A 20,900-nucleotide genomic window follows, 5' to 3' on the forward strand; every position below is an offset into this window, starting at 1 on the left:
TCAGTTAAAATAATTCCAGTTGTGATCCGTGGTGACCAAACTCAATTGCTGCTGTATCAATTCCATCCCAACTAGCGATCAATTCATTGTATACCCGCGCATCATCTGCCCATCCTTTGCGTTCACATAATGTATAGAGTCTATATGCTAGGTTACGAATTGCATTCGAAAGTACAGGCATACCTGCCAGTAATATACCTGTGGCTTGTTCACCCTGTTGCTGTAATGTACGGATTAAATGATGGAGGGCCTCCCATATGGGGGTATGGTTATCCCTTACGGGGTGCCAGTCCACAGGGTATTCTGCCCATTTTAGCAAACGAACAACTCCTTGGCCTGATTCAAGGACTCCAGTATTCTTCAAGCCATCTACTGTAGTACCTTTTGCATTTGCTAATAATTCTGCTTGTCCATAGTTACTACTTTGCCATCCGTATTGTTCAAACCAAGTAAGACAAAATAATGTATCCGAATCCATATCTCCTTCAGATGAATTTAAGTAAACATCCACTGAACGATTAATTAATTGAAGCGCGGTCTTGACGCTCATGGAGGAACCATCAGCCTCTATTACAGAGGAATATTTAGAAAACACTGACATACCTGGGCCAATCGCAGCTTGTTGTAAGTCGACCGCCGATACAGGTAAATATTCAATTGAACCATTTACCATTTCGTTAAGAGCTGAAGGTAGTACTGTATTTAATTCTCTAATAAATTCCCTTCGAGATATTGATGGAGCTGTTTCTTCTCTCGGTCTGCACACCAGAACAATAGATGAAGACAGTACATTGAGATTTTGTTTTATAGCAGAAGTTTGCTCAGTCCTAACTGGCCAGGTCCCAGTAATTACCAGGCCCGCATTAAAAACTGCCTCCAAAAATGTTGCCCACCCAGCAGAAAACACACCATTATCTTTAGTTTCCGAACTCTTAAACGCATAGTAGATTGTTATTGGAAATGCCTTATGGGAACTGAAAGATAAATTTCTCATTACTTGCGTCATACCACTCAGAAAGAATTCTTCAGCTTTTTTCTTATTTCCATGTCTAAACGGTGTTGCAATAAGCTCTTCTTCCTTCGGTACAAGTAAAGTAGCAAATATACTAGGAAAAAAAGGTTTTAACGAGCGCCGCATCCACACATAAAAATAATCAGATAAATCAGCATACCCGATATTATCGTAGTACGGCGGATCTGTAGAGATTACTTTATTTACACTTAAATTCTGCTTACTCGCATCGAGCTGTAATGAAAATCCCTGTGTTGTGCTTGTTAATGATGCAATTCCTTTTACCTGTCTTTCCTGAAGGTTATACAGACTTCCAGTTGATGTTGAGAATGGGTTTGTTTCAGCAAAATCCCACGTCATTGCTAATGTTTGTCTTGAAAATGTATTCTTAAGTTGCTCATTATTTACGTGCCACGCACAGAGTGTTGATAGATGATTACTTAGCTGGTCAATCTGAAAAGCTAAATATGCGCAAATTGCATCGGCGTATGCCCTACTGCCTGTTCCTCCATTCTCAAAAGGTAATTCGTCATTTTTCATACCACTTTTAATAGCATCTTGAAGTATTCTGCCATGGACTTCCTGTACCAAGTCAGAAAGTGTAGCGAGAACAACTAATTGCCTTGGAGTATACAACTCAGAATGTCTTTTCATTCCGTACTCCTGCACTCTAAACCCTATCGCTTTATCTGGCATTTCTGTGCTAGGTACATTCTCGGGTATGCTAACACGCGCAATACTCTCCAGTTGTGGAGTTGGTGAAAGATAAACTCTGCCTTTCTTACCTTCAGCTACAACAGCCATAAGTTTTGTTCCCATCCTACCCGCTTTGGCCTCTTGACGAATATATTGAAATGGAACAGAAGTGCCAGAAAGTAAACAGACACCACCGTTACGATTTACAGTTCCTTCAAGTTGGGGTGTTCCACTGTCTCTGACGATAAACTTATAACTCATCTTATCTTCAGAAATAATCGGTTCGATCCAATAAGTTAGCCCTTTTCGATTCGCTAACTTAAATGATCTAACTAGTGGAATTTCAATATGGTTATAAGCTGGGTTTGGGCTTTTTACAGTTCTTGCCCATATCCATGCAATTACTGTTGCTTTTCCGCCACCATGGGCTTCAGGCAATTGAACTTCAGGGTGTAAATGACCAATGCGCCTAATGGATTCTTCTCGTATCCAAGCACCGTAATAACGAACATCTTCAGCTATGCCTTTAGCACCCTTACAATCCTCCACCAAACTCACCAATCCACCTCCATAATCTGGGTTGATGGGATGTTGTCCTGAGAACCTAGTCGGTATTTCAATCATAGCCTTATTTATCATAACGGAAACAGGATTAAGATCAGACGCATACGACTCCAATCCTAAACGTTGCGCCTCTAGTGGAATAGCGCCTCCTCCAGCAAATGGATCATGGAAAGCAGGTAAAATATCTGGGTCAAAACCAGGAACTCCTTTATTTAACTCACACGTTTCCTTCCAACTCTTTTTTATCTCTTCGTAGGCTTCTTTTAGGAGTTCTTCGTTATTGGAATTCTCCCACACAACTAGTTTCCGTATGATGTTAAACAATCGTTCTCTTTCTTTCTTTGCAGCTTCTTTGTTCATGCCTCGTTGCAAATGACGCTCGTACCCAGGGTCATTTACTAATTGCGCAAATAAAATAGCACGAGCTACTGATATTGGACGTCTAGCCCACCAGAGATGGATTGATGACGGATGCCCATGCCGTATTGACTTTTCTCTTGCCGCAGCTATATTAATATCTTCTAGAGGTATTGCAACTTCAATCAACTTTTTAGGTATCTTTATGCTTGACATTGTTATTCACTCTCTTTATTCGTAATGGTCACCCGTTCAGCTCTTCCTAGCAGTAAACCGACATCAAGGTTCTTACTTACTTCTGCCCAATCAGGTCTCTCTTGAAATGGATTGCGAATGTAGTATGGACCATCAACTTCATTACCATCTACAATTACGATAGCAAGGATGAACTTATCTCCCTGGTTCAACCCATATAGCATCTCATTCCGAGTTACTGTAATTGTATCCTGCCCTTTAGCGCGGCCCTTAACCTCAATATGACGTTCTAACCCATACCTGCCATCTCCAAGTGGAATACGGGCAGTAATATCCCATCCGCATTTATCAGCAGACACATCGATGACTTCATGTCCTAGCCGTCTCTCTGCATCCATAACTGCCTGCATAGCCAATAGCTCTATTCGCCTGCGACTTGCTGCATCAACAGTGGGCTGCTGTCCTCTTCTTTGAGCAAGAAGCCCTGCTGGAATAACCAGAGCACCACCGATGATAATGGGAGATGCTGATACGACATGCCGTTTTGCTTCCAACTCTTTATGACGTTGCTCCAAACGCGCGGTTAAGTCATCAATTGTACGTCGGACGTTTTCTAGATGCATTCGAGGTTTTTTCCCTGCACTAATATCCTCCTGAAGCTTCAAATACCTGTCCTGCCAGTAGTTGATCTCTACGATGAGCCGTTCATGTACCGCTTTAAGAGTTCGTTCGACTTCCAGTTCTCTGCGTTGTTTGACTTCCTCGTAATGCGGCATTCCAATATGACCAGCCGCGAAACGGGATGCAAAGCCTTCTAGATCACCAGATATCCATTGACCTTGAAGCACGTCAGCAACCAAGTGGCGCTCCTCACTTGAAGGTTTCCGTAAATCAAGATGAGGTGCATATCCAGCAGAAGTAGCATTACCCTGCTCATCAATTGAAACAAACTGAATACGACGAGAAACTTCTCGAGATGTATTCTCGAAGTCATTTTCTCTTACCGCATGTTCCACCATAAAGAGCATCTTAGGCGAAATGCCATCATCGCTCTCATCAATTAGGACAGTACCTTGTTTAAGCTTCCCACGTTCCCGCTCTAAGATCAAGTCCGTTACAGATTGCATAAGCGGATGTCCCGTATGAATTAATGCTGCCTCACGTTTATCCTTAACTCTGATTAACTGTTTTTCAAAGCAAATACGTTCATACTTCGTTAAAACTGGTTTCCGATTACGTGTTCGACCGCTGATTTGACGGTCCCGTTCACGAATCACAGCGGGAACATGAGATATTTCGTAACGCTCTTGCTCCCGTTCTTTAAGGTCTCCCCCAAGGCGTGCGAACGCTTCGCGGAAAAAGGCTCGGATGAAGTAAGGTTGAAGCCTTCGCGCCTGCGCTTTCTCCATCTCGTCCTTAACCTTATACATTTGTTCAAGTGTCATTACTTCTTCAGTTAATGCATTTCGATTCAAAATATCACGCAGATGCTCTGGGCTCAAAGCCCCCTCCACTTGCTGTTGCAATTGGGCCTTAACATCTGGGCGATCGCCGTATCTGATTGCATCTATTAGTAATTCGCGAAGCGAACGATGTTCAAACACCTTACCCAGTATATCAAATACACGACCACCAAGGGCTTCGCGTTCGATTTCCAATTTGTTCAGTAATCGTTGGAATACATCGCCTTCACGGGTCTCAGTTGCTACCATATTCCAAAGATGACATACTTCCGTTTGTCCAATCCGATGGATACGACCGAATCGTTGCTCCAGTCGGTTAGGGTTCCATGGAAGATCGTAATTCACCATTAGATTGGCGTTCTGCAAATTGACACCCTCACCAGCTGCATCTGTTGCGATCAAGACAAGAGTATCATGGTCATGTCTGAACAGTTCTTGTACCTTTCTCCGATCATCCCGCTTCACTCCACCGTGAATCGTTACGACCGCCTTATTATTACCAAGCAATCCACTTATCTTATTTTGTAAATAATTCAGCGTGTCGCGATGCTCAGTAAAGATTATAAGCTTACGACGATTGCCAGATGAGTCACGCATCATGGGCTCATCCAGTAAGAGGCTCGAGAGCTGTGACCATTTTGTATCCTGATTGGATTGAACAACTTCTCGCGCAACCTGTTCCAGATGTTTTAGCGATTGAATTTCCTTCTCCAATTCCTGAATCGTTTGCGCGGCGGTCGCTTGAGAAACAACTTCTTCTTCGAATTCCTCGTATTGAGTGTCCGCCATCTCTTCATCGGATTCATAAATATCATCGGGAACTTCATAGGTAGTATCCCAGGCAACTCTGCCGCGTTGCTGTACCTTCATTTCCTCAATACGGCGTTCCAAACGCTCCTTACGTTTTTTAAGCGATTGATAGATGGCTTCAGGACTAGAAGCCAACCGTCGCTGAAGCGATGTCAACGCAAATCCAACAGTACCCTTGCGTTTTTTATCTTCGAGCTTATCGGCTTTATCCATTTCTTCCTTGACATAGGTTGTAACCTTGCCATAAAGTGACGCTTCCATATCAGAGAGCTTGTAATTAATGGTTATCGCTCGTCTCTCTGGAAAGAGCTTTGTACCATCGAACTTGTACAGCTCTTCTTTGACCATACGTCGCATCAGATCACTTACTTCAACTTGTTGTACTCCGTCTCTGAACTTCCCGTAGAACCGATCTGAATCCAACAAGGATAGGAACAATTGAAAATCTTCTTCTTTCCCGTTATGAGGGGTTGCCGTCATGAGAAGAAAATGCCTGGTTATACTGCCCGCAAGCTTGCCGAGCTTAAACCGCTTGGTTTCATTTACTTTTTGGCCGTACCAGTTAGCTGACATCTTATGGGCTTCATCCACTACGATTAAGTCCCAGTTCGTTGCCTTCAATTTATCCTGAAGTTCTTCGCTTCGGCTTAACTGATCTAACCGAACAACAAGAAAGTCTCTCTCTTCGAATGGATTGCCTGATCGACTGGCGTTCTCAAGCTCTCGTGTAAACAATTCAAATTCTAAATCGAACTTCTCATGCAGTTCATCTTGCCATTGTTCCACGAGGCTACCAGGCGCGATGATTAGGATACGTTGCGCATCTGCACGGATCATGAGTTCGCGCATAAGAAGCCCAGCCATAATTGTTTTACCTGCCCCCGGGTCATCTGCAAGAACGAATCGTAATGGTTGACGAGGCAACATTGATTCGTAAACAGCAGTAATCTGATGAGGGAGTGGCTCAACGTTCGATGTATGTACAGCCATCATGGGATCAAATAAATGAGCAACGTTAATTCGATACGCTTCTGCGGCTAACTTAAAAGCGTCAGCATCGGCGTCGAATGACCATGGTCGACCAGCTTGTGCTAATGATAAGTTTGTCTCGTCACTCCGAAAAAGCATACGCTCTTGAATGGCACCACTCATTGATTTGTAAACAACAGATAAAGCGTCAGTACCTACTTGCTCGACCATTATGACTTTGGCCGCTTCATTTGAGAAAAGGCCGTTGATTATTGCATCTTTCTTAACCTCTTCAAGCCTTAGCATATACAAACACCTTCTTATCTTGTGTTGGTCGATCGTTATCGTTCATTGTCGTTCTATACCATTAGACCCACATACTTGGACAAGTAGAGTCAGCTACCCTGCACAAGCCAAGGTAAAAAGACACCCCTAAACGGGTGTATCCAAATCATGATGTCACCTCATCGTGATATACCCTAGTATTGATTTCAACTGCATAGACAGAACAAACCATCCAGCGTAAGGTTCGTTTCGAAGGGACTGCTTGTTAATATTATTGTTGCCGTACTTATCGTTCTATTTCCTAGCTGTCTTAAGTACGTTGAGGTTGTTGTCATATTTTCTGAGGCACTTGAACCATTTCCCTGTATAGTGGAAGCAACAATTCCATATGAAACTTAATAAGGTTAACAATGTCATCAACAGTTTCGATTTCGTCATGGTTGTGTTCATATGTCGTAATCAGGAATGATTCATAGCCATCTTCGTCATTCCGATAGAAAGTGGGGAAGTCATCCAGCGATTCATCGTCTACCGAAAATGAAGTCCCTTGGCCAGTCGTGGGGTCATGGATGAACCATGTATATCCGTATCCTTGAAGATCCCTCAAATGTCGAGTAATAGTCCTTATGAAATCTGGCGTCTTCTCCAACTTGTTTGCGACATAAGCTCTATCCCATGAATCGTATCTGACCGCATGAAACAGGCCTACTGATAGCCCGTTTTGAGTAACAGACAGTTGAATGCACCCATGCTTCGGAAACTTGTAAAGCTCTTTTTCTCCATACGCTCGTTCTGGAAGTAAACCGTCTAATTGTGTGCGATGCTTACCGAACCGAACGGCCATCCAGTTCACACGTCCAAAGTTAAACTGATTGGGTTCAATCTGCGACACCTTATGATTGCGATCCCAGTGAGAATTAAGACCTAACCTTTTCGCAAAAGGCTCCAACTTATCGTGTATGCCCAACAGTTTATTACGGATAGCCTCGCGTCTGTTACGAAGTTCTTGCGTTGCAAGCGAGGCGTTACTTTCCAGAAGCGTTTCGTAGTCCTGATGCGTGAAATAAAACCCTTCAAGTTCTTCGGGGGAAGGGATTGCCTCGTCATCAGCAAACACCGTCTTAAATATCGAACTCTCAGTCTCCTGTATAAATGGAAGACTATCAACAACCTTTTGACGCTCTTGGTACCCTGCAATGATTTCAGGAGTTACCTCATCCGACAACACTTCTAGGCGTTCGAAGAATTGATGTATGTTGGTGTTGCTGCCGTGTTTAGAAACATTTATGTCCAGCACGGAACTAAGCTCCAGATTACGATTCATCCCCATATGCGTTAGATTGGCGGAACCATGCATTACCTTACCGATTCCATTCTTATTTACCGCCAATATGGTTTTAGCATGAAGCTTTTGTTTCGTTACGATGTAGACAACAGCAATGCTATTGCAATGCTATTCAATTGTTCAAGCAGAGAAGAAGGCTTATTAATGGAAAAATCGATTGATAGGAATACTTTTTATGCGGTTCTTTGGTATTGCGAACTTATGGGCAAGCTGGCTTATCCAATTTACGCCTTGTTGCTCCAAGAATGCTGTTGCCACATGAAGAAATTCAATGTCTTTAAGCGACTCGATCTTGTTCAGCGCATTACTTGTTTTCCAATCGAAGAAGATAGAATCCACATTCTCATACCCTCTCTATTAAATTTTTATCCTTTCTGGAGGATAGCCAAAGCCAATCTGATGAGGCTTGCATTCCGTACAGAATGAAATGGTTGAGACAATTTCCGATTCGAAATAAAAGACAATCATATTTACTCGCTACTTCCAGAACGTAGAACGAGAAATGATTTTGCATATAATGGCTGACATTCTTCAATCGCGTCTCGATAATTACGTATAACCAAGTATGCAATATTACGTTTCCTCTCGGATGTGGTCAATTAAGCTCACAAATAGGTTTGTAGTCCTATCTATTATACAACAATTTGTACGATTGTTTTAATACGATTCTATTTCTCAGAATCAAGTTTTACCGCCATGCCACTCTTCACTTCTGTTATGAGCACCTTACTACCGAATAGAATCACATATGGTCTATTCTTTAAAGTCGAAGACGTCATTCTTATAGCTCCACTTCAATTTCTTGCTCTTTAGAAGCAGTTACCCACCTACGATATCGGAAACCATCAGCAGCTTGTTATCAGTTGCAACATTGTCGATTATTGCCGTATCGATTGTGTGTAGCTCTTTACCAGTCTTCTCCTTGACAAGTACACAATCAACTGGCAGGCCACGTACTGCTTGTCTCCCGCTATAATGGGTGCCCTGAACAGCGATATTTCATCCCCGTTGTTCCAGCTTCCCTTACTGTTAAAGCGACACGACTGTTCTCAGTTCTCCCCCGATAAACACTTTGCAGTCAGTTGCTCCTTCTTTAAAAGAAGTAAACTGTACTTTAACCGGCTTAGCTACTTCAGGCCCACACTGATTACTGATACTTTCCTTTTGCGTTACCTTGACCTTAGCCCCGCCTTTGCTGTAGTCTGTTGCCTCAGCGCCGCATCCAACAAGAATTACTGCTGTGGCCTAGTCCCAGCTTTTTCATCGAAATAATGCGATGTACCCGTAATTGTAATATAAGTCTGCCCCACTCATACCTACTCCCCATTTCTAACAGAAACTCATTTTCTAAATACTTCGAAATTCAGCCTCGATCATTGATAAGCTTATTTTAAAGCTCAGGATGAACAGCTGTTTGTCAGCGAATGCATGTTCTTGAAATTAAAAGAGCCCATGGATTAATCCATGGACTCTGCTGAATGTCCTCTTAACATCTCTACGAATTTAACATCAGCCGGAGCAAATTCATACTCTCCAAGCTCTGGTGGATATACCCACTTATACTCGTCATGGTCAACTAACATTATTTCACCACTCACAAGTTCAGCCTTATGGGCATACAAGCGAATATGTGTCGATCCATAATAATGGTCATGTTCACCATACGACTCATACGGTTGAATTTGAATATTCATTTCTTCTTGCAGTTCTCTCTTTAAACAATCTTCAACCGATTCATTAGGCTCGATTTTGCCACCGGGGAACTCCCACAGGCCTTCTTGAGCCTTTCCCATCTTACGTCTGGCTATTAAGATTTGGCCGACTTCATTTTCAATGATGGCCGCTGCTACCGCGAGCATCGATTCACTCCCTATCCAATAGCTTTATTTGCTGCCGGTACTAATTCCGGAGGCATCTCTTCTTTCAACCTCCACACAATACTCATTGGTTTATTGCCTTCATGCCTCACATACTCGGCTTCTCCTAAGAAAACAAAAGGCGAAGTATAATTATTCTCCTCTTTGTATTCACGGACAAATAATGCAATTCTGTTCCCGGTCTGTTTATGATGGATATATCGCTTAGCCGTATTCGTTTCTTCCGAAATACGACTTTGTGTTTGCCAGTGAAACAGCCGTTCATTTATGGCGTAATCTTCATATAAAGTAGAAGGAGAAAAGTCCTTGTCCGATTTATTTAGCGTAATAAAGAAAATATCCGTTTTCTTATCCTCGAAATATTTAACACCCTCGCGAAAGGCTGGGGACTTGTCTTCATTCCAAAAACCAAAAGCCGCCAAAATTTGGTCCGTCGAATATGTGCAATGTAAGTCTAATGGACATACGAATGGGAACTCATTCTTTTTATCTACAAAGTTAATGTGTTCGTAATTATGCTTTAATATTTCAATGATCTCATCCCTGAACTCTTTACAGGAAACAATAGACTGAATAGCCTGGTTAATGTCCAGAAACCCATGTTTCTTCGGTTCTGATCGGTAGAAGGTATAATAAAACATATTTAACATCAGTCGTTCTTCTTCTGTATGGGTTGATTTCCCTGGATCCTCAAGATAGTCGATTAAAAAACTTAGAAGTCTCCGGGAGTTTATGCTTAATAAAGCTGGAATACGTTTTGTCAGATACTCCATATCCTCGAATTCGAATGGTTCGATCAAACCCGCCTCAGCCATCAATCCTCGGAATGTCCGTTTCCCGTTACGTCCACCGTAAAACTCGTAAAGACTCATTCCGTGATATCGAGTAAAATGATCTAGTGTAAGGCTTAATCCAGTATCTTCTGTAAAGTGTTTTAGCTTCTCGATAAGGCTTCTCTTATTGATTGTGGTTTGCTTAATATTTCTCAGGATGTATTCCTGAGCTTGCTTCTCAAGCTGAATAAAGCTTCCACGTGGCAGGCTCGAGAAACCATTCTCGACATATTGCTGTATAGAATGCTTTGTTTTACCAAGCAAAGCCCTAAACTTCTCCTGGAAATTATATTCTTTATGGGCTTGCCCAATAAAATCAAGAACCGTTAAACATTCTTTTCCTTTTGCCAAACGAAGTCCACGGCCAAGCTGTTGTATGAATACGGTCAAGCTCTCTGTGGGACGAAGGAATAAAACCGTGTTAATCTCCGGTATATCTACCCCTTCATTATAAAGATCTACAACGAAGATCACTTTGATTTCCCCTGACACTAACCTTCTCTTTGCAGAGTTCCGCTCATCGTTACTTGACTTTCCATGCAAGGCAATCGCGGCTATCCCCGACTCATTGAAAACTTTAGCCATGTAAAGTGCATGAGCAACACTCACGCAAAAACCGAGGCCCTTCACTTCATCCAAATCGGTTACATATTTATTTAGGCTGTTTATAACTTGGCTTGCCCGAATTTTATTATGGGAATATAAATTTTGAAGCTCATTTAGATCGTATCCTCGCCTTGACCACTTGACCTGAGACAAATCGACACTATCCGTCACACCGAAGTAATGAAAGGGACAGAGCAGTTTTCGATCAATTGCATCTGTTAGGCGTATCTCTGCTGCAATTGTATCATTAAAGTAGTGCAAAATATCTTTCCCATCCATTCGCTCAGGCGTAGCTGTCAAACCCAATAAAATTTGTGGCTGATAATATGCCAGTAGCTTTTGATAAGAAGGGGCCGCGGCATGATGAAACTCATCAACGATGATGTAATCATAAAAATCCCGAGTGGTTTTTTCAGTAAGTTTTAAATTATTGAAGCTTTGAATACTAATAAATAGATGATCAATCGAATCGGCCTGGTTACTCCCTACGTGAAGTTCCCCAAAATTTAGGTCTTTCAGTATAAAACGGAAGGTGTCCAAGCTTTGCTTTAGAATTTCCTCACGATGGGCCACGAAAAGTAATCTCGACTTTTGATTCCGGTCGGCAAACCGTTTGTAGTCGAAAGCAGAAACAACCGTCTTTCCTACTCCCGTAGCCGCCACTAGTAGATTTCTCGTTCTTCCATATATCACTCTCTGAGCCTCGAGCTTCTCAAGGATTTCCTTCTGGTAATCGTAAGGCGTAAGGGTAAATGGGAAGGTTAACTGATTTCGCTCATGTTCTTTCTTTTTGCCAAGTGCCTGCTGGAGAAGCAATTGATGCTCCTGATCCGCAAAGGAAAAACTTTTAAATTCACGATCGTTCCAATAACTCTCAAAGGTTGCCTCTATTTTCCGTAGGACGTCATAAGAATCCTTCTCCGTAATCTTTAAGTTCCATTCTAAACCACTCGTAAGCGCAGTATTCGAAAGATTAGATGATCCGACGTAAGCCGTAGTAAATCCAGTATCTCTTTTAAACAAATATGCCTTCGCATGTAACCGTGTTCGCTCTGTATCGTATGAGATTTTGATTTCTGTGTTCGGGAGTTTACTTAATTCTGTCACAGCCTTGTAATCCGTTGCTTCCATATAGGTCGTTGTTATGACACGTAACCGGCCTCCATTTGCCGTGAACTCCTCTAACTGCTCCATTAGGAAACGTAGCCCGCTCCATTTTATGAAAGAAACCAACAGATCAACCTGATCCGAAGTAATAATCTCTGCTTTAAGCTCACTCATCATATTAGGTTCCGAATGGGAACCCGTAAACAATGAACTTTGAGACAAAGGAGTTGTAGGTCGATGAACCTTAGACTCTTTGATGCCTCGAATATGATTTAGTTTGGAATAGACATAGGTTAAAACCTCACCCTGTTCATCAAGCTGCCATTCCCTTAATTCTTCATTGTCCAGTGTATTACGCAGAGTGGCAATAATTTCATTGCAGGCACGTACCTGTAACAGGAGTGCTTCATCATCATTGCTACTTTCCCGAATAATTTTCAATGCTCTACGAATCACGGTGCCTAAGTAATTAGAGAGCACCTTGCGCGCTTCCTCCGGATCTAATGGCTCAATCCCAATTTCGTATAAGGTACTATCCAAAGTCAATAACCGTCTTCTAGTAAGATTATTTATAATCTGCTCATAAAGGCCCTGTTTCATATAGCAGCAACTCCTTAATTGTTTGAGCAAGCGATTTGATATTTGAAAACCCCCTCATCACTGAAGGGGTCTCTGCTTCTGCTCTTTACGTTCAAAATGATGATGCAGCCTATATAGGCAGATTTCCTTCGTCCACCGATGCAAAATGGATCGATGCTCGGGGGCAGGTTCAATTCTTAGACTAAACAGACCATCCTCGAAGCGGGTCATGCTTCCTTTAGCCGAGCCCCATTTTGTCATTGGCATCCGCTCGATGAGCTGGCTAACTCCGGTCTCATTGTATTCCCATAGGCGTTTCGAATCCTTATCGGAGAAATCGATTCTTCTTCGGTATTCCTTTTCCATTAGGTATTCGTGGAAGAATGGCGCTACTTCCTGAGGAGTAACTGATTCTGCCCAATGTTCGGGCCCACGCTCGAGCATATACAGGAGTACGATCATTTTATAACTCTTGGTCATGACAGTCTTCTCGACATCACGTATCCAAGCCTCATACTGATAATAAATCTCCTCTTCTTCCTTCGTTAAGCATTCAGCCCAGAGGAGAAATCCGATATAAGAACCGAATTCATTCCGATATTCCCAGCTGTTCGAGCTCCCGTGGAGGTGAAGCTCCAAATATGTAGGGATTCGACCGAGCTCATTCTTGAGATCCAGGAAAGACCGGTGCAGACGCTCGCGATGTGGCAGTTTCTTACGGCTTAGTTCATCCAGGAGGTTAACAACAGATGTCTCCAAATGGAGCTCGCATCCATCCGGCACCGTCGGGATGATCGGTTCCTTTGCCGTTTTCTTTCCGTCACCGTCAGTGGCGAATAATCGAAGCTTCACGTCTGCATTACGATAATTACCGATGAGGTCAATGATTGTGCAGTGCGTCTTTCGCTCCGATAACCGCAGCCCCCGGCCAACCTGCTGTGTAAATACGGTTAAGGATTCGGTCGGTCGGACAAAAAGCAGCGTATCCACACTGGGAATATCTACTCCCTCATTGAACAAATCTACCGTAAATATGATTTCTAAATCTCCTCTATCTAGATGTTCTATTGCCTCTCCCCTCGTGATTCCTATGGCTCCAGAGTGAAGGCTGACTGCAGCTACTCCTTTCTCTTGAAAATAGCCCGCCAAAAAATCCGCTTGTCGAATTGATGAGCAAAAGCCAATTGTCCGTGTTTGCTTATGCTCGTTCCAAGCATCGTAGATCTTGTCAGCCAGCGACTCTCTCAACTGAGCTGCAGTCAACTGCTCGTCATCATAATGCGTTCCAAGCCACCGAATGGATGAATAATCTGTATCGTCATAGACCCCATAGTATTGGAACGGCGACAACCAGCCGCGACGAATGGCTTCAATGAAATGAATCTGGTAGGCGACGTTGCCATCACAAAGGGCATACACATCCTTCCCATCCATTCGGTCTGGTGTTGCCGTGATGCCAAGTAAAAACTTCGGCTTAAAATACTGGATAACCGATTGGTATGAGTTTGCAGCTGCATGATGGAATTCGTCCACCACGATAAGATCAAATCCGTCCGGTGCGAACGATTCACGATGCTTCTTCATCCCTAGCGTGTAGATTGAAGCAAACACGCAATCCGCGTTCCCTTCTTTTTTGACACCGTTATAGATACCGAAGGTTTTGTCCGGCATGATGCGCTGGAATGACCGTTTGGCTTGATAAAGAATTTCTTCTCGATGCGCAATGAACAACACCCGTTGAAAACGCTGGGCGAAAAAGCCTGCTAGATAGGTTTTTCCGAGTCCGGTTGCCATGACGACCATAGCTTTGTCATATTCTTCTTCTAACGTTCTCTCTAGAGCATCAAGAGCATCAATTTGAGCAAAACGTGGATGAATGGACGCTTGTTCGTCTTCAGGAACCTTTTCCTCAACAGGATCGCTAGCGTTTTCGGTTCGGTACTCATTTTCCTCCATCTCGGTTATCATTCGAATTAACTCTGGGTTTTTGCGATGATACGTTCGATATTCCTCTTCATACAGAGAAATGGTGTTGTCATTGAGCGGCAGCGTAGAATCGTGATAGAAGTTTTGCATAAACTTTTCTAACGCGACTTGGAACGTATAAGGCTCGGCCTTTGCATTCATAGCCAGGTTCCACTCCATCCCCATTCTCATGGCAGACATGGAAAAGTTAGAGGAACCGACGATAAGGAGCCCTTCACCATTTTCGTAGTCAAACAAATAGGCTTTGGGGTGAAAGGAAGTTCCCATACTGCGCCATAACCTTGCCTCAAGCCGGGTATCAATATTACGTAATTCCTGTAGACCTTCCGGCTGCGTAACGAATAAGTAATCCCCAGCGAGAACCTTTACCTCGGCTCCCCGTTCAATCGCACCTTTCAAATGGGGCGCCAATAAACGCACTCCAGACTGCATAACGAAGGAAGTCATAATATAAATTCCGGATGCATTCTGCATCCCGGTGATTAAATCGTCTGCTAAGTTTTCCGTAATCAGTTTGACATTAAGCGTTGTCGTCGACATCGATTAGATACACCCGTTCCTGGAATCCGCCCCGAGCTTCCGCCTTCTTCTCTCTCAAGGCTTCAAGTTCTTCCCATGTTGCTCCATGTACGACCGCCAATGCCCGGATAACCTCAAGCATATCTGCAAGCTCTTCCAATGACTCCTTAGGACTTTCAGCGGCAAAGTATTCCTCCGACTCTTCTTTAAGCTTTATGATCAATTCTTTCTTATACTCTTCCTCATCCAAGATCCGTGTGCGAAATTCTTTGCCTGTAGCTTTAATGACTTGGGGGATCAGATCCCGAACTAGCTTATTGTAAACCGGCATAGATTCTCATCCTTTACATGGTTAATTATGTATTCCTATTGTATCATATCAAAAAAATCGTCGAAGAAGCTTCCTGGCCTACCTGGTTACATTATTGCAAAATAATAAGGCCGTAGACTTTAAAGCAGCTACGGCCCTTGGCATCCGACTCCACTCCTTTTTGTTTGCGATAGGATTTTTAACACCCTTTCAGTCTCCTTCGCCGAGTTCTCCACAATACTAACGATGGGAGTAATTTTGAAGGCTGACAAGTGCCTTTGCACTAGGGAATAGGCATTTTAGTATGCTATAGACAGAACGTGTCGTCCTTTGCACTTGATAAATAATTCATCTGTCTTTTTTTCGATTAGAAGTCAAGTCTATAGTAATTTGTTTATCAATTGGTATTCCAAGTAGATCGCATATTCTCTGTTTATCTACTCGATTGGTATCATACATATAGAGATGATTAATTACTAATAATTTCAAAATACTTAGAGCCATTACGTTTTTTTCCACATCTTCCTTCAGTAATTTTATATCTGGATAGGGTAGAGAACGTAATTGATCAAGTTTTATAGCAATTTCAATTAATCTAATTGATGTGAATTTATTATTCTCTGTAATCTGACTAAAGGTATTTCTCATATTTTTTGAACCAACTGACTCTGCTATTTTGATGAATATCTGATATGAGAGGACACAGCAAATATTGAATAATAATTTACCCGCTAATTTCGAGTCATGGTGACTTTCATTAGTTTCTTGTTTTTCAATTATTTTCTGTAAATTAATCGCTACATTTTCTACATTATCGGTAATTAGTGATAAAAATGAATTAAGTGTTCTTAACCCAATCATATAAACTTCTTCAGTAAGAATATACTTTTGCTCCGCTTCGATTGAACCATAATAATTTTTCAAAATCTGTCCTAACAATTCGATTGTTTTAAAAGCTACATTTAGTTTAGTTACAACATCCATTACTGAATCTTTATTTTTTCTGCGGGGATAATGACTAGTAATTGCTGATTCACGTCTTCCTAGGTCCGCCTCATCCTTTGCAATTAGCCTCTCTTCACGATGCTTCTTCACTTCGATGTTACGATAAACAATTTTAGGGATTTCACTAACCAATGTGTTTAGTGAACCAATATCGTCTTCTAATTTTGTAGGCGTGAATTCATCAAATATTTCCAGTGCCTTTTCATATAAACTATCAAGGATATATGGATCTTTTGATAGATGAGTCAAAAACATGATAATATTGGCATTTTCTTCAATATGAAGATGTAGACACATGTCCTTAATTATTGCCCTTATATCAGGGTTAGTAATTCTAGAAGAGAGATATTTTGCTACAAAATAATAATAAATATAATTGAGTTTGAATCGATAATAATCACCTAACTTTTCAAGTATGGATGAGTCAACAAGCCTTGTTACAGTTCTTTCATACTCATGATCCAGATCATATTTCTGGCATAGGTAATTGTTGAATCTCCGTAACTCAGTGTCTGAAATTTCGTAGACTTCGTTTTTATAAACATAATATGCTAATTCTGAAATATAGGTATAATATGCGTCAAGTTCTTTAGGTTGAATGTCAATATTAATAAAAGATTGTGTTATAAGAAGTTCATAATAATAACCATATGCAGAGTCCTTATATGAATGTGGGATATCACTTTCTGCGGTTTGTATAATAATCAATAGAAAGAAAGGAAACGACGGGACAAAATTATTACCTATTACAGTATTTATGTCAGCAGTAATTCTGTCGTTTTTTTCCAGCAAATCAACTTCAGAGAGGCCACTATTACCGATATTATTCCACTTATCAATCAATTTGGATCTTTGATAATGACCAAACTGGAGAATTTCATACTTTTCAAATTGCTCGAAAACTTCATTCTCTTCTTCGCTTATTCCAATTATATTTGAAAATTTCAACATTTCGCTTCCTGTTATGACGAGATTCGGATATACTTCTTTAATTTGCTTTAAAAGCCTCGACATAACTTCACTTGGCTGTTTGAATTTTTCCATATCATCAATGATAATTATTTTCTTTTTATGATCTAATTGCTTATATCGTTCAATCATTTCTTTTGAGTATTGTATTGAGAAATTTTTATATACTGTTTTATTAAAGTCCTCAAGAGATCTAGCTTTAATATCGACCGCATTTATATATACCGGAACATATCCCTTGTTATAAAAATGGGAATATATCATTTTGCATAATGATGTTTTACCTGACCTCTCTGAACCAAAAACAATCACATTGAGTTTGCAATCTAATGTTATTTTTTCTAGATTTATAATTTGCTCAAATTTACTTGTTTTCTCATCGGATAGAACTATTTTAGCGTCCGGGTATATGTAAATATCACCTAGTGTTACTTTGGCTTTCCGAGGATGCTTAAGATTAATTTCTGGGTCATCTAATTTTGCTTGATAATTATCTGACAATATGAAATGAGTACTACGGGCTGAATTAGCATGGTAATAATTCATCCAGCCAGAGGCGTAACTATTAGAGTAGTAATCCTCGCTCCAAGTAAATCGGGTAATCATTTGCAATTCTTCTTCTAAATCGAACAAAATAAAATTAAAATTGCTAATACTTTCTATACCAGTTTCCTGCAGTACCCCCCCTTCGATATACTGCGCTCTTTCCCCATCAAAATTTTCAATTTTCTTTGCAGTTGCAACATGCTCATGGCCAGTAAGAATAAGATCAGAATATTTCTCTAATACACTCCTAAGTGCTCGTCCATTCTCTGGTATATACCAATTGTTCGGATGATGGATAGCAGAAATTATTAAATCTCCTTCAATTTTAGACAAATGTTCTGTATATCTCTCTATCGGAAAGTATAAGGTGCCTGGTGTCTCTTTCCTTTCTGATATCCATGAAGAATTAAAACAGTTAAATACAATTTTTTTACCGTTTATTTCAAAGGAGTATGTTTTTAATAGTATGTCATCCAAAATTAAAGCTGATGTTTCCTCATAACATTTAAGATATTCAAAAAATTCTTTTTGTGGCTCAGTAAGAATACTAATTTCATCATTAGTAATACTACTCATCCCTGATTTAATATTTTTTATAAGAATACTTCGAACTGGTAGTTCTGGTAAGAAACAATCATGATTGCCGGGAATAATTAAAATAGAAAGTTCTATCCTTTTTATTGAAATTATATCTTTTTTTATGTCATCTATCATTTGCATAACTTGAAGATATTCTATGTCTCTTCCTGAAAATGCGCTGTCACCGGTAATAATGATAAAAAGATGGTCCAACTGATATATGTACTCTTGTAAAGCCCATGCAATTTTATCGTGCTTACTAAAAATACTATTGTTTTGAACTTCTATATGTATATCACTTAATTGCAACAAACCTACTATCATACACTGACCACCTCTATTATTTGGATTTATTAATTTCTATGAAACCAACCAAAAATTGCACTCAACTATAAATAGAACAGGTAAATCTTTTATTAGCAAGTTATTTATCTACCGAAAGAGCTCCCCATCCCCGAACACCCATTCCCTGACAACTCCAGCCACTCCTCCCTGCTAAACTAATAACAACCAATGCAGAGAGGAGCATTCCAATGCCAACTTATATCATCTTCGATCTTGAATTCATGGTGGTTCGTAAACATCAGCATCTTGCCGACATTATCGAAATCGGTGCGATTAAAATGACCGAGCAAGAAGGAACACTGGTCATGACTGATGTGTTTCATTCCTATGTAAAGCCTTCGAGACAGTATAAATTAACACCGGAAACGACGCCGTTTACGGGGATTACACAGGATCAAGTCGATCAAGCACCGTCTTTTCCCGAAGCGCTAAAGGCTTTTCAAGAGTGGATCGGCGAAGCGCCCTATTATTTATGCGCGTGGGGTATGGACGATAAATATCAGTTCATCCAGCATTGCCGGTATCATCAGATCTCCTTAGATTGGCTGCAAAATTATAACGATCTTCAGCTGGCGTTTACTCGACTTCACCAATCGGATCATCGACAGAGGATCGGATTGAAACGGGCGCTAGACCTGCTGCAGCTCCCATTCATCGGAGAGCCGCATCGAGCCACCGATGATGCCTATAACACCGCCAAAGTCTTTCTTTCGATCTTCCCTAACATCCAGTTGGTTACGAATAATGCCGCAGAAGATCAGCTGTACGTCTCGGAAATGGTATATTCCACAGGCTCGGAAGAGAATCACCCATTCAGTAAATTGGCGGAAATGCTGGGAATGGCGCAATAGTGCCGTTCCTTATTCCCCCTCATACAGCTTGCGCCATCGTTCAAGCCGTTCCTTCATTCGTTCCCGGTAAGATACCGGGGCCAGAATTTCAGCATCCGGCCCGTACTGACTTACCCAGTTCATAAACTCCCGATCGTGATTCAAGGTAACCTCGAACAACAAACTGCCGTCCGGAAGGTCCTTCATCCTTGGTCTGACGAACATCTCTTCTTCTTTGATGTAACGGGCGACATCCGGCGAGAATTTCACTTTGAAATGAATTTGTTCCTCGCCGCGTTCAATCGACCAGGTGTTCTTCATATAATTCTTCAGGTTAAAGTCCCCGCGCTCGAAAGTGCGGCTGGTCATCTCCATAGAGCGGAAACGGCTCAGACGGAAGGTCCGAATATCCTTCGCCTGATGGCAATACCCGATCAGATAGAATCGTTGATCCCTCGGAACGAGGTAGTACGGATCGATCTCCCGTTCCGTTTGTTGGTTCCGGCTCTGCGTATGATATACAACGGTGATCGTCTTTTCTTCCACAATGGCCTGGATGACTTGATATAGATAGTTGGGGGCATCTTCCCGATATGCGGGAGACCCCATCTGGATTATATCCGTGACATGCTTCAGTATTTCCCGATCCCGCTTCTTCTGCCGAAAATGAGCGGCCATAACCTTGTCATACGCCGTGTCGAATCCCGGCGGCATATTGCTCTGGTCGACAAAGGAAGGGAGCATGGAGAAGACCAACGCCTCCTGCTGCGTCCAATTGAATGGAAACATGGCAAAATCCCCGGCAAACGTGTAGCCTTTGCCATACCCTTCGTTGGTAATCGGTGCTACATGGTCTAATGAACGCAAATCCCGGTATATCGTTCTTTCTTCCGCTTCACATCGTTGCGCCAATTCCTTGGCGCTGATCCCCGGCCTTGCTTGGATGGCATAAATAATTTTGAACCATCTGAACAACTTATCGGTCATAGTTCAATTCTCCTGTTATCTATTCATTTATGATATATACACACTTCGACAATATCCGTCCATATCCTTCCATAGAACTAAAAAAGCCTCCCCAAATCAAGTGGCGAACTTAAAGTCCTGCGCAAA

The 20,900-nt window shown here is 41.5% G+C and carries 11 protein-coding genes; 2 read left to right on the plus strand and 9 right to left on the minus strand.

Annotated elements, in window-relative coordinates; all coding sequences use genetic code 11:
* Window positions 1–4: 4 nt before the first annotated feature.
* The 3 genes from NSQ46_RS25320 to NSQ46_RS25330 all read right to left on the minus strand — a co-directional run bounded on the left by NSQ46_RS25320 (window position 5) and on the right by NSQ46_RS25330 (window position 7,648).
* Complete coding sequence (locus NSQ46_RS25320; RefSeq protein WP_342575193.1) at window positions 5–2,845, minus strand: DUF1156 domain-containing protein; 2,841 nt, start codon at window positions 2,843–2,845, stop codon at window positions 5–7.
* Between the two features lie 2 nt (window positions 2,846–2,847).
* Window positions 2,848–6,372, minus strand: a complete 3,525-nt coding sequence (locus NSQ46_RS25325) for a helicase-related protein (RefSeq protein ID WP_342575194.1) — start codon at window positions 6,370–6,372, stop codon at window positions 2,848–2,850.
* 310 nt (window positions 6,373–6,682) lie between these two features.
* A complete protein-coding gene (locus NSQ46_RS25330) occupies window positions 6,683–7,648 on the minus strand; it encodes a hypothetical protein (RefSeq protein WP_342575196.1) in 966 nt (321 codons plus the stop codon).
* Between the two features lie 192 nt (window positions 7,649–7,840).
* On the opposite strand from NSQ46_RS25330, the gene NSQ46_RS25335 reads away from it, so the two are divergent.
* The gene (locus NSQ46_RS25335) at window positions 7,841–8,122 is read left to right on the plus strand and encodes a hypothetical protein (protein WP_342575198.1); all 282 of its coding nucleotides are present in this window, start codon (window positions 7,841–7,843) and stop codon (window positions 8,120–8,122) included.
* 1,031 nt (window positions 8,123–9,153) lie between these two features.
* On the opposite strand, the gene mutT is transcribed toward NSQ46_RS25335, so the two are convergent.
* From mutT to NSQ46_RS25360, 5 genes are all read right to left on the minus strand, one after another.
* On the minus strand, window positions 9,154–9,555 hold the full coding sequence (gene mutT / locus NSQ46_RS25340) for an 8-oxo-dGTP diphosphatase MutT (protein ID WP_342575200.1): 402 nt from the start codon (window positions 9,553–9,555) through the stop codon (window positions 9,154–9,156).
* Window positions 9,556–9,566: 11 nt separating this feature from the next.
* Window positions 9,567–12,719 (minus strand): DUF3427 domain-containing protein, encoded by a 3,153-nt coding sequence (locus NSQ46_RS25345; RefSeq protein ID WP_342575201.1) that lies wholly within the window; start codon window positions 12,717–12,719, stop codon window positions 9,567–9,569.
* 57 nt (window positions 12,720–12,776) lie between these two features.
* Entirely contained in the window at window positions 12,777–15,224 is a 2,448-nt protein-coding gene (locus tag NSQ46_RS25350) for a DEAD/DEAH box helicase family protein (protein WP_342575202.1), read from the minus strand.
* Entirely contained in the window at window positions 15,205–15,534 is a 330-nt protein-coding gene (locus NSQ46_RS25355; protein ID WP_342575203.1) for a nucleoside triphosphate pyrophosphohydrolase, read from the minus strand. The genes NSQ46_RS25350 and NSQ46_RS25355 overlap by 20 nt, the downstream gene beginning before the upstream one ends.
* Before the next feature lie 327 nt (window positions 15,535–15,861).
* Entirely contained in the window at window positions 15,862–18,936 is a 3,075-nt protein-coding gene (locus NSQ46_RS25360) for a metallophosphoesterase (protein ID WP_342575204.1), read from the minus strand.
* A 209-nt stretch (window positions 18,937–19,145) separates the two neighbouring features.
* On the opposite strand from NSQ46_RS25360, the gene NSQ46_RS25365 reads away from it, so the two are divergent.
* Window positions 19,146–19,808, plus strand: a complete 663-nt coding sequence (locus NSQ46_RS25365) for a 3'-5' exonuclease (RefSeq protein WP_342575206.1) — start codon at window positions 19,146–19,148, stop codon at window positions 19,806–19,808.
* A gap of 9 nt (window positions 19,809–19,817) precedes the next feature.
* Here the strand turns inward: NSQ46_RS25365 and NSQ46_RS25370 are convergent, their stop codons facing one another.
* On the minus strand, window positions 19,818–20,774 hold the full coding sequence (locus NSQ46_RS25370) for a WYL domain-containing transcriptional regulator (RefSeq protein WP_342575208.1): 957 nt from the start codon (window positions 20,772–20,774) through the stop codon (window positions 19,818–19,820).
* Between the last annotated feature and the right edge of the window lie 126 nt (window positions 20,775–20,900).

The sequence above is a fragment of the Paenibacillus sp. FSL M8-0142 genome (assembly GCF_038597315.1).
Taxonomy (GTDB): Bacteria; Bacillota; Bacilli; order Paenibacillales; family Paenibacillaceae; genus Paenibacillus_AQ; species Paenibacillus_AQ lactis.

Excerpts from the sequence above, each read along its gene's own strand:
- mutT (WP_342575200.1), bottom strand. The coding sequence starts at position 9,555 with ATGCTCGCGGTAGCAGCGGCCATCATTGAAAATGAAGTCGGCCAAATC.
- NSQ46_RS25320 (WP_342575193.1), bottom strand. The coding sequence starts at position 2,845 with ATGTCAAGCATAAAGATACCTAAAAAGTTGATTGAAGTTGCAATACCT.
- NSQ46_RS25370 (WP_342575208.1), bottom strand. The coding sequence starts at position 20,774 with ATGACCGATAAGTTGTTCAGATGGTTCAAAATTATTTATGCCATCCAA.
- NSQ46_RS25335 (WP_342575198.1), top strand. The coding sequence starts at position 7,841 with ATGGAAAAATCGATTGATAGGAATACTTTTTATGCGGTTCTTTGGTAT.
- NSQ46_RS25350 (WP_342575202.1), bottom strand. The coding sequence starts at position 15,224 with ATGTCGACGACAACGCTTAATGTCAAACTGATTACGGAAAACTTAGCA.
- NSQ46_RS25365 (WP_342575206.1), top strand. The coding sequence starts at position 19,146 with ATGCCAACTTATATCATCTTCGATCTTGAATTCATGGTGGTTCGTAAA.
- NSQ46_RS25325 (WP_342575194.1), bottom strand. The coding sequence starts at position 6,372 with ATGCTAAGGCTTGAAGAGGTTAAGAAAGATGCAATAATCAACGGCCTT.
- NSQ46_RS25355 (WP_342575203.1), bottom strand. The coding sequence starts at position 15,534 with ATGCCGGTTTACAATAAGCTAGTTCGGGATCTGATCCCCCAAGTCATT.
- NSQ46_RS25360 (WP_342575204.1), bottom strand. The coding sequence starts at position 18,936 with ATGATAGTAGGTTTGTTGCAATTAAGTGATATACATATAGAAGTTCAA.
- NSQ46_RS25345 (WP_342575201.1), bottom strand. The coding sequence starts at position 12,719 with ATGAAACAGGGCCTTTATGAGCAGATTATAAATAATCTTACTAGAAGA.